This window comes from Kutzneria sp. 744, from assembly GCF_000568255.1.
In the GTDB taxonomy this organism is placed as follows: Bacteria; Actinomycetota; Actinomycetes; order Mycobacteriales; family Pseudonocardiaceae; genus Kutzneria.
Genome location: NZ_KK037166.1, coordinates 5,620,340 through 5,629,383 on the forward strand (window position 1 = coordinate 5,620,340; position 9,044 = coordinate 5,629,383).

Here is a 9,044-nt window from a genome sequence, read left to right on the forward strand (position 1 = left end):
CCTGATCCCGGGCGGTGGCTGCCCGGCGGCGGCACCATCGGCGCCGTGCTGTGCGGCTCGCTGCGCTTCCCGCTGCGCCGGTTCGCGCTGGCCTCGTCGATCGGCTGCACGCTCTGGTGCCTGTACGCGACGCTGCTCGGCTACATCGGCGGTTCGCTGGCCAGCGACGACATCCCGCTGGCGCTGGCCGTGTCGCTGGGTGTCGCGGCCGTGCTCAGCCTGCCGGCCAGCATGTTCCTACGGGCCCAGCGGCGTCGGGCTCCGGCCGTCACCATCGACGACGACCCCGACCTGGAGCCCATCGCCGGCTGACTGGCCATAGCCGACGAAGTTCTGCGTGGCCTCGGCCATCTGCCGCTCGGTGAGCAGCTTGGGCGGCCGCCCGCTGCCGACCACCTTCAGCGCCACCTCGCAGACCCACTCCAGGAAGCCGGCCCGCTGATACGCCTGGGCCAGGTCATCGCCCGTGGTCACGGCGCCGTGGTTGCCGAGCAGGCAGGCGTGCCGGTCGCCGAGGGCGTCGATCAGGGCCTTGGCCAGCTCGGCCGACCCGAACGGTTCGTACGGCGCCACCAGCACCCGGCCGCCGAGCAGCGCGAGGTAGTAGTGCACGGGCGGCACCTCATCGACGACCACCGACAACGCGGCGGCCGCGACGGAATGGGTGTGCACGACCGCCTTGGCGTCCGTCGCGGCGTACACCGCGAGGTGCATCGGCAGCTCACTGGTCGCCTTGAGCGGCGCCTCGACGGCCGTGCCGTCCAGGTTGTGCACGCCGACCAGCTCCGGCGTCAGCTCGCCGTAGTCCAGGCCGCTCGGGGTGACGGCGACGAGGTCGCCCACGCGGACGCTGACGTTGCCGGCCGTGCCGATGACCAGCCGGTCCTCGACCGCGCGCCGGCACGTCTCGACGACTTCCCGCCGTGCGTCCGCGAGCAGCATCACGGGGCCGTCAGCACGATCGGGTCACCCTCGGTGATGGCGATCGTGTGCTCGAAGTGCGCCGCCCGGCTGCCGTCCTCGGTGAGCAGCGTCCAGCCGTCGTGGCCCGTCCAGTACGTGTCCTGGCCGCCCAGCGTGAACATCGGCTCGATCGCGATCACCAGGCCCGGGTGCAGCTTCATGCCCTTGCCCGGCTCACCCTCGTTCGGGACGTGCGGCAGCTCGTGCATGGCGTGGCCGACGCCGTGGCCACCGTGGTCGGCGAGGATGCCGTAGCCGGCGTTGCGGGCGATGGGGCCGATCGCGTGGCCGATGTCGCCCAGCGTGTAGCCCGGGCGGCAGACCTCGATCGCCGCCCGCAGGGCACGCTCCGTGGCCTCGATCAGCGCCACGTCCTCCGGGTCCTGCTCGCCCACCAGGAACGTGATGGCCGCGTCGCCGTGCCAGCCGTCGACCTCGGCGCCGAAGTCGATGCTGAGGACGTCGCCGTCGAGTAACCGGTAGTCGTTCGGAACGCCGTGCACCACAGCATCATTGACGCTCGTGCACAGCACCGCCGGATAAGGCGTCGGCGCGAAGCGCGGGTGGTAGTTGAGGAAGGAGGAGCGCGCGCCCATGGTGGCCAGGACCTCCGCCGCCACGGCGTCCAGCTCTTTGAGGCCGACCCCGACCGCGGCGCGTTCCCGCACGGCCGCGAGCCCCGCGGCCACCACCGACCCGGCCGCGCGCATGGCCGTTATCTCGGCCGCTGTCTTCAGCTCGATCACACCGACAACTCTATGGTCGACGTCACTGTGTACGTCCAGACCTGGTCACTGGACGAGCTCGTCGATGCGGCGGTCGAGCAGCTTCGCCGAGTCCTCCGCCGGCAGCGCTGCCTCGGTCAGCCGGCGAAACGCCAGCTGGTAGGCGTCCACCTCGTCCCTCGAGTCCGCGTACGAGATCGAGGTCAGGCTCTCCGTGTAGATCGTCGTGAACGCCGGCACCGCCATCGTGAGCAGCGTGAACGCCATGCCCAGGCCCGCATGCTCGCCGTGGTCGACGGGGATCACGCGGAACGTCACGTTCGACCGCTCGATCAGGCCGCGCAGGTACTCCAGCTGCATGCGCAGCACCAGGCGGCCGCCGACCGGCCTCAGCAGCGCCGGCTCACCCGTGACGATGTGCAGGTCCGGCCCACCCGCCGCGGTCAGCGGCCGTTGCGCCTCCACCCGCTCGCGGGCTTCGCGGCCCACGTCCGACGGTGCCGTGCGCAGCGACGTCGACAGCAGCGCGTTGGCGTAGTCCACCGTCTGCGTCAGGTCCGGCAGCAGCTGGTCCGTGTAGGTCTTGATCTCCGACGCCTCGGCCACGTAGGCCCGGAACGTGCTCTCGCTCGCCGTCACCCGGGACGGCCGCTCGCGGGCCTTCTCCCCGAAGAACCGGATCTTCTCCGCCTCACCCGCCGGCACCTCGTACAGGTCGAGCATCCGCTCCAGCTCGTCCTCCGGGACCTTGATGGCGCCCGCTTCGAGCCGGGCGATCTTCACGCTGCTGTACCAGTTCAACTGCTTCGTGGCCTGGGTCGGCGACAGGCCGGCCTTCTCACGGCAGCTGCGCAGCACCGCCCCCAGCAGCTCGCGGTACGCCGCCACTGCGGCAGACCCCATCGGCACACCCCTCCTCATCCGCGGCCACCCATCCTGCCCGCCGCCACGGCCCCCATACCCAACCCCACCCGATCGAGGGACATGTTCCTGATAGCTTACCAAGAACCCTGCCCGCTAGATTGATCCCATGCCCACGACTCCCACCCTCCGCGGCCGCCTCCAACAGGCGGCCTGCGACTACGCGCACCTCGCCGACTGGCCCCTCGTCCCCGGCTCCGTGTGGACCGGCGCCGAGTACACCCGCGGCCACACCGACCGCCCCGCCGGCGAATTCGAGCCCGTCTTCCCCCGCCCCACCCGCGACGTCCGGCGCGTCCACTCCCTCTGGAAGATCGCGCCCTACTCCGTCCTCGCCCCCACCGGCACCACCTTCGACGTCATCTCCGTGCCGTTGGCCCTCGGCGTCGCCGCCACCCGCACCGGCCCCTTCCGCCGCCGCATCGCCCCCGCGTCGCTGTCCCCCGACCGCATCCGCTTCCTCGTGCGCCCCGGCATCCCCCTCGCCACCGACCTCCCCTTCGCCGAGCTCAGCACCCACGGCGAATACGTCCCCCTGCCTCCCACCCCCGTTCCCGGCGGAGCCCTCACGTGGTGGGTTTCCCCCGTCACCACCGACTGGCAGCCCGGCGACTCCCTCTCCGTCCAGGCCGCCCTCCGCGCCGCCGTCGACCTCCTCCAGCCATGCTCGCGCTAACCCTCTCCAGCGCTTTCGGCTCCGCCCTCCTCGTGCTGGCCGCCCTCTTCCTCCGCCCCCACCTCTTCGGCCCCAAACCCCAGCACGCCGGCGCCCACCACGGCGCCGCCCTCACCGTCACCGACCTCCGCGTCCGCCTCGCCTACGAAGCCGGCCAGCGCTCCGTCCACACCGCCCGCCACCACCTGGTGACCCACCGGCTCTGACTATTCTCGATCAAAACCGCCCCATCAATTAAGCCACAAACCAAAAACAAGAAGAGCAAGAAGATCGGTCACACGGTAGACCAGATCCACCTTTCAAAGGTCGAGCGCCACATCCTTTGACACAAGCCCCACGATTGAATCCCGGCGCACGCAGATCTGCGGCGTAAGCTCCTAAATGCGAGCCACCACAGGCACACCTAGCCACGCCAGACAAGAGCGACGACGCCCGGGCCGTTCGTCACCACCGCTCCAAAGTCCGCACCTCCACACCTTCGCAACGCATCTCGCCTCAAGCATGCCGTTTTGCCTACAGGTTACTAACCAACGCCAGCACGCTGCCGTGCGGCGCGATTTATCAAGCCTGCCGCCCTCACCACCAACAGTTGCGACTAGCCCCGACCAGCACCGAACAAACTACACATTCTCACCCTTGGGCCAGTAACGCTTCTTCACCTCACGCAGATTAACGGCTTCAGACCGCGGGATCTCACCCGTGGCAACAAAGCGCTCGCGGACGTCCATGCCAAGTTCGCGAGCCTTCGTCTCACTGTCTCCAACGTAAGTCACGTCCAGACTGTCACCATCCTCGCCATTGACCACGAACGGTTCGCCGCGGTACTCGCATCGCCACTCAACCAGCGAAAGAGATTCCAGCTCTTCCAAACGAACGGACATCTTGTACGCGTCAGGTGCCGTCTGCACGAATCCCGCTGCCGGCGACTCAGAGCCGGTCCAGCGAAGATTGACAACGTCAGGATCTTGAGTGCGAGTGGCACGGTACACACGCCCACCGAGAACGGCCTCGTAGTGCTGCTTGGCAATCACTGTACTCACTTCACTCCCCCTACTGGAATCCAGCGCCCGTCGTCAAAGGTTGCCACCGGCTCTTCATGCCCGTTCCTGTCGATACGGAAAATCTGGTCGCCATCGGCGAGCGGGCTCTGCGTACGTTCCCACTCAGGCACAAGGTGGTCATTCGACCCGGTGAATCCGTTTCCGGTGAACGGGGCACCCCAGTCCTTCGTGCCACCGATGTTCGCGCGACCGGCTTCAGTTGGCCCGCCGAAGGGCACCGCGTAGTCCGCGGGCTCGTCGACGTGCGTACGCAGAACATGAACCGAGTCAAGGCCAGCCGGAAAGGTATGGTCATCGTAGTCCAGGCGCAAACCTTCACGATAGTCGGAAGGAGTGACCATGGTCCGAGCGTCGGACACTCGGGCGAAACACCCTTGGGCGCTGTCCGCCTGAAATCCGCCTTTGACATGAACATTGTTCAGATAGTTCTCGGCCGCCGATGGACTCAGAACCTTCTGCACGGGACGACCACTGTCAAGCGGGATTTCTTCACGGATCGCGCGCCACTTCGCAGCTTCCGCGTGAGTGACGTTCGCGGTACCACCGGGCTCATTCATACGCTGGCGCATAGAGTCAAACTGCTCCTGTGTCACGCCGTGACGTTCGAGCAGTTCGGGAAGGTGCACTTCAGCGGAGTCCGGATCTGGCAGCCGTCCTTTGAGACGGGCCGGCTCGCCACCACCGCCAGGGATGACGGGCGCCTTCCTGTCCTTGCCGCCGTGACCCGAACCGACCTTCGCGGTGGGGTGGGTGCCACCGCCGGGGACGCGTTTGAGCTTCTTGGCGGTGCCGCCTTTGCCCTTGCCGACGGGGGTGCCGGTGCGCTTGGCGCCGCCGTGGGGGTCGACCTTGCCCTTGACGTCGGGGTGGCGCTTGCTGAGGTTGCGGGCGGCGGTGGTGTCGGCTTCTTCGTAGAGGTCGGCGGTGGCGCCGAGGCGATGGCCGGCGGAGCCGGCGACGCGGCCGCCTTCCTTGAAGACAGCGCCGGTGATCTCGGTGGCCTTGCCGGTGAACTTGGCGACGACGGAACCGACACCGGAGCGGTCGCCGGAGGCGTGGGCGGCGAGGTTCTGGCCGGTCTGCTCGAGCTTCTCACCGGTCTGCTGGATCGACTCGCCTACGTTCTTGAGCTTGCCTCCCGACTTGCGGAGATGCGCTGGATGGATGTTGGCCTTGCTCACGTCGCCCCCAGGTGACGGTCAGAGCGTCTCAACTCAACGGGCAGGGTACGGCAGAGGTGAGAGGCGGTTCGCGAGAAGTACTTCGGACGGGTTACGCCAGGTGATCAGTACAACGGATCCACGCTGGAGATCAGATCGGTTCGACCGCGCTCGCCACGTTCCAGATAGAACGGTCCTGGTTGCTCAATTACTCCGCCCCATCCTCGAACTGGAAGCGACCCCTGGTGATCTGAAGCACGGTCATGCGACCTAATAGGGTGTAGCAGGCGTCGGACTCGAGAGCGAAAACGGATTCGTCGAAGTTGTCGCCGCGCTCGCGGTAGAAGACGGACCAAGCACCGTCTACACCCTGGAGGATGCACCACCGACTGTCGGCGGTCTCGCCGATGGAAACGTCGTCGTCGTCAACACCAATCGCCTCAAGATGGACGGCGAGGCTCTCCATCGAAATGATCATCGGACAACGCCGCCCCGGGAGAGACCGGCAAGAATCTCCGAGGACGTGAGGCGGCTGAGGAGATAGGAGCATGCTTGATGCTCCGACGAGAACGTCTCCAGGTCCTCCTTGCTGCCGCACGCTCCCCAGAACACCTCCCAGGCGCCGCCCTCACCCTCGACGACGCACCATGCGTGCTCCGCATATCCTTCCACCGCGATCAGGCGGTCGGAAATGCCAATCTCGGCGATCGCGGATTTCAGTTCCTCACGATCCACAAAATCACCCCTCGACAACGAAGACCATCCAGAGCATCAAACACGCGAGGGGAGGCGCTGCGATACTCAACTCTGCGACTCAGCCCCGGGCCAGATGACGGTGTCGACCTCGCGCAGGTTCTCGATCTCGGACTTCGGAATGACACCGGTGGCGACGAACCGCTCCTCAACCTCGAGGCCCAGCTCCCGAGCCTTGGGCTCGTTGCCGCCGAGGTAGTAGAGCAGCAAGCTGTCGCCGCGATCGGCCGTGACCTTGAACGGCTCGCCCCGATACTCCGCGAACCATTCGACTCGGTGCACGCTGTCCACCTCGGTGAGCGGCGTATGCCTGATGGCGATGGCCGGTGTGACCTTCTCAAAGCCAGGAAGCGGCGGGTTGTCGTCGTACCAATAAAGGTCGACAACGTCCGGGTCGACGGTCAGCGCGGTGTGGAACTGGCGGCCTCCGACAAGGGCGTAGTAGCGCTGCTTGTACTGGTCCGTCACCGGTCCTCCTTGATCAAGTCGACACCGACGTCGCCGCTCATGTGATCACCGGTGCTCCGAGTCCGAACGACGCCTTCGGGCCTACTCGAATGAGCAGGCCCGAAGGCCAAGGGTCACTGACCCGCGTCGCCCCAGGTGAGGCCAGCAAGGATCTGGCTGTAGGTCAGGCGGCCGAGCAGGTAGGTGCAGGCCTGATGCTCGGTGGCGAAGCGCTCGAGGTCGTTCTTGTCACCGCGCTCCAGCCAGTACACCTCCCAGATGCCGTCCTCGGCCTGCTCGAGGGACCACGAGTACTGGGCGTGGCCACCGAGAGCGACCATACGGGCGGGAATGCCGATGGCGGCTACGGCGGAATCCAGTTCCTGGATGTTCACAGCTTGACCTCACGGAGATAACCGGCGTTGACAAGGTCGATGACGGAATGCGGCATGTAGTACTGGGTGCCGCCGCCATCCTGTTTCATGGCGGGGGCTATGGGGCCCTCCCACACGGGAATGGGCTTCACGACCTCGTACTGGTGATAGCCGTCGCTCAGGTTGCCGGGCGGCAGTCCGCGCTGCGGGAACGGAGTGTCGGTCGGCGAGGTGAAGCGACCGAATCCGGGACCGAAGCGGTCGATGGTGTGCCCGGGCTGCAACACGGTGGGTTGGCGCGATTCAGGGCTCTCGAAGCCCTGGGGATGCTTCTGCGGATCGGGCCACATGAGTTCTGGATTGCCGTGCGCATCGGTTTTCCCAGACGGCCAGTACCGCTTGTTCCACTCGGTCTGCCCGAGCCCACCGGTGGGATCGTAGTCCTTCGGCACGATGCCCTTCACGACCGGATGGTTCTGATCGGCCCCCGGTTTCAACGCGTCCTGCACACGGTCGGGATTTGCCTGCGCTTTCTTGATGAGGTTGTCGTCGATCAGATTGTGGTCGGGATGCGTCAGGTCGTCGGTATTGACGGTCTTGCCGCGCGAGTCGTAGTCGCGGGTGGACTTGGGCGGGTCGTTGAGGTCTCCGCTGAGGGAGGGGACCTCGTGATCCTTCTTGCCGCCACCGCTGCCGACACGGGAGCCGGAACGCGTGCCGCCACCGGCTACGGGCTCGGCCTTCTTGGTCTTGCCACCGCCGGAGCCGACGGAGGAGCCGGAGCGGGCGCCGCCGCCGGCGACGGGCTTGGCGTCGCGGCTCTTGTGGACCTTCTTCAGGCCCTTGGCGCCGAGGTCGTCGGCTTCCTCGTACAGGTCGGCGGTGTTGCCGAGCCGGCCACCGGCGGAGCCGGCGACGCGACCGCCTTCCTTGAACACGACGCCGGTGATCTCGGTGGCCTTGCCGGTGAACTTGGCGACGACGGAACCGACACCGGAGCGGTCGCCGGAGGCGTGCGCCTGAAGGTTCTGGCCGGTCTCTTCGAGCTTGCTGCCGGCCTGCTCGATCTTCCCGGCGAAATCCTTGAGCTTGCCGCCGGACTTGCGCAGGTGCTCGGGGTGGATATTGACCTTGCTCACGTCGGGATGCCCTGGTTCGTCGCGACGGATTCGGCGGTGCCGAGGGGGTCGTTGACGACGGAGTCGGCCATACCCTCGACCTGGTCGACGGAGTCGCTGACGCCCTGGGAGAAGCCGTCGACGCCGGCATTGGCCACGGCGCCCATGTCGAGGCCCTGGTGAGTGCCGAGCGCATCGCCGACGAGCTGGGTGGCGAGCTCGGTGCCGGCGCTCTCCAGCGCGGCGAAGATGGGCCCCTCGACCACGGACAGTAGCTGCTGCTCGACGGTCTGGATGGCCTGCTCGATGGCCTGCTTGACGATCTGCTCGGTGATCTCGGTCTGGGCTACCGCCAGCGCCTCGGACGCGCCCAGAGTCTCGATGGCGGCGGCCTGGTCGGCGATGATCTCGGCGGCGAGGATGACCAGCTGCACGATGGCCGCGAGCTTCATGGCCATGATGACGACGGCGGCGATGTCGAGGCCGGTGGCGAGCAGGTCCATGCCCTCGCCGAGCTGCTGGAGATGCCCCTCGGCGAGCTTCTTCCACAGCGCCTCGAAGATCTCCAGCGACTCGGCGGAGTTGACGCCGAGCATCTCCTCGATCTCGGACTTGGCGTCGCCGTTGTTGCTGGACAGCTCGGAGCCGAGCTCACGGAGCTGGTCGGCGGCCGAGCGGAGCTCGTCCTCGTCGATGTTGGGCCATTCGACGCCGATGAGGTCGAGGACCCAGGTGACCTCGGAAGGGAGGGTGACGCCCACGCTCACCACGACCCTTCGTTGAGCACGGAGCCGCCGTCGTCATCGTCGAAGTCACGGGAGGGCGGCGCCTGGCGCTGCTGCTGCG

14 protein-coding genes are annotated in these 9,044 nt (G+C 67.0%); 3 read left to right on the top strand and 11 right to left on the bottom strand.

Annotation, left to right across the window (positions count from 1 at the left end):
• Window positions 1–312: DedA family protein (locus tag KUTG_RS25260; RefSeq protein ID WP_369794506.1), on the top strand; the 312-nt coding region annotated here is incomplete at its 5' end.
• Here KUTG_RS25260 and KUTG_RS25265 read toward each other — a convergent pair.
• Genes KUTG_RS25265 through KUTG_RS25275 form a run of 3 tightly spaced genes read right to left on the bottom strand, consistent with a single transcriptional unit; the run spans window position 238 to window position 2,591 of the window.
• Window positions 238–942, bottom strand: coding sequence for a class II aldolase/adducin family protein (locus tag KUTG_RS25265; protein ID WP_063753563.1), 705 nt, complete (start codon window positions 940–942; stop codon window positions 238–240). The two genes, KUTG_RS25260 and KUTG_RS25265, sit on opposite strands and share 75 nt — an antisense overlap.
• Window positions 942–1,709: a type I methionyl aminopeptidase gene (gene map / locus KUTG_RS25270; protein ID WP_043720132.1), complete on the bottom strand. Its 768-nt coding sequence runs from the start codon at window positions 1,707–1,709 to the stop codon at window positions 942–944. Before map ends, KUTG_RS25265 begins: the two co-directional genes overlap by 1 nt.
• 45 nt (window positions 1,710–1,754) lie before the next feature.
• On the bottom strand, window positions 1,755–2,591 hold the full coding sequence (locus KUTG_RS25275) for a helix-turn-helix domain-containing protein (RefSeq protein WP_198047306.1): 837 nt from the start codon (window positions 2,589–2,591) through the stop codon (window positions 1,755–1,757).
• 127 nt (window positions 2,592–2,718) lie between these two features.
• Between KUTG_RS25275 and KUTG_RS25280 the strand changes: the two genes are divergently transcribed.
• Together KUTG_RS25280 and KUTG_RS25285 are read left to right on the top strand one after the other, a co-directional pair.
• A complete protein-coding gene (locus tag KUTG_RS25280) occupies window positions 2,719–3,285 on the top strand; it encodes a hypothetical protein (protein ID WP_043720133.1) in 567 nt (188 codons plus the stop codon).
• Window positions 3,273–3,491, top strand: coding sequence for a hypothetical protein (locus KUTG_RS25285; protein ID WP_043720136.1), 219 nt, complete (start codon window positions 3,273–3,275; stop codon window positions 3,489–3,491). The genes KUTG_RS25280 and KUTG_RS25285 overlap by 13 nt, the downstream gene beginning before the upstream one ends.
• 414 nt (window positions 3,492–3,905) lie before the next feature.
• Here the strand turns inward: KUTG_RS25285 and KUTG_RS58950 are convergent, their stop codons facing one another.
• From KUTG_RS58950 to KUTG_RS25320, 8 genes are all read right to left on the bottom strand, one after another.
• Window positions 3,906–4,316, bottom strand: coding sequence for a hypothetical protein (locus tag KUTG_RS58950; RefSeq protein ID WP_157494761.1), 411 nt, complete (start codon window positions 4,314–4,316; stop codon window positions 3,906–3,908).
• A 5-nt stretch (window positions 4,317–4,321) separates the two neighbouring features.
• Window positions 4,322–5,527: a WXG100 family type VII secretion target gene (locus tag KUTG_RS25290; RefSeq protein WP_043720138.1), complete on the bottom strand. Its 1,206-nt coding sequence runs from the start codon at window positions 5,525–5,527 to the stop codon at window positions 4,322–4,324.
• 187 nt (window positions 5,528–5,714) lie between these two features.
• Window positions 5,715–5,984, bottom strand: a complete 270-nt coding sequence (locus KUTG_RS25295) for a hypothetical protein (RefSeq protein WP_198047307.1) — start codon at window positions 5,982–5,984, stop codon at window positions 5,715–5,717.
• Complete coding sequence (locus KUTG_RS25300) at window positions 5,981–6,241, bottom strand: hypothetical protein (RefSeq protein ID WP_043720140.1); 261 nt, start codon at window positions 6,239–6,241, stop codon at window positions 5,981–5,983. The genes KUTG_RS25295 and KUTG_RS25300 overlap by 4 nt, the downstream gene beginning before the upstream one ends.
• A 66-nt stretch (window positions 6,242–6,307) precedes the next feature.
• On the bottom strand, window positions 6,308–6,727 hold the full coding sequence (locus KUTG_RS25305; protein WP_043720144.1) for a hypothetical protein: 420 nt from the start codon (window positions 6,725–6,727) through the stop codon (window positions 6,308–6,310).
• Window positions 6,728–6,840: 113 nt separating this feature from the next.
• Window positions 6,841–7,101, bottom strand: a complete 261-nt coding sequence (locus KUTG_RS25310; RefSeq protein ID WP_043720145.1) for a hypothetical protein — start codon at window positions 7,099–7,101, stop codon at window positions 6,841–6,843.
• Window positions 7,098–8,219, bottom strand: a complete 1,122-nt coding sequence (locus tag KUTG_RS25315) for a TNT domain-containing protein (protein WP_043720148.1) — start codon at window positions 8,217–8,219, stop codon at window positions 7,098–7,100. Before KUTG_RS25315 ends, KUTG_RS25310 begins: the two co-directional genes overlap by 4 nt.
• Complete coding sequence (locus KUTG_RS25320; RefSeq protein WP_198047308.1) at window positions 8,216–8,965, bottom strand: WXG100-like domain-containing protein; 750 nt, start codon at window positions 8,963–8,965, stop codon at window positions 8,216–8,218. Before KUTG_RS25320 ends, KUTG_RS25315 begins: the two co-directional genes overlap by 4 nt.
• Window positions 8,966–9,044 lie beyond the last annotated feature (79 nt).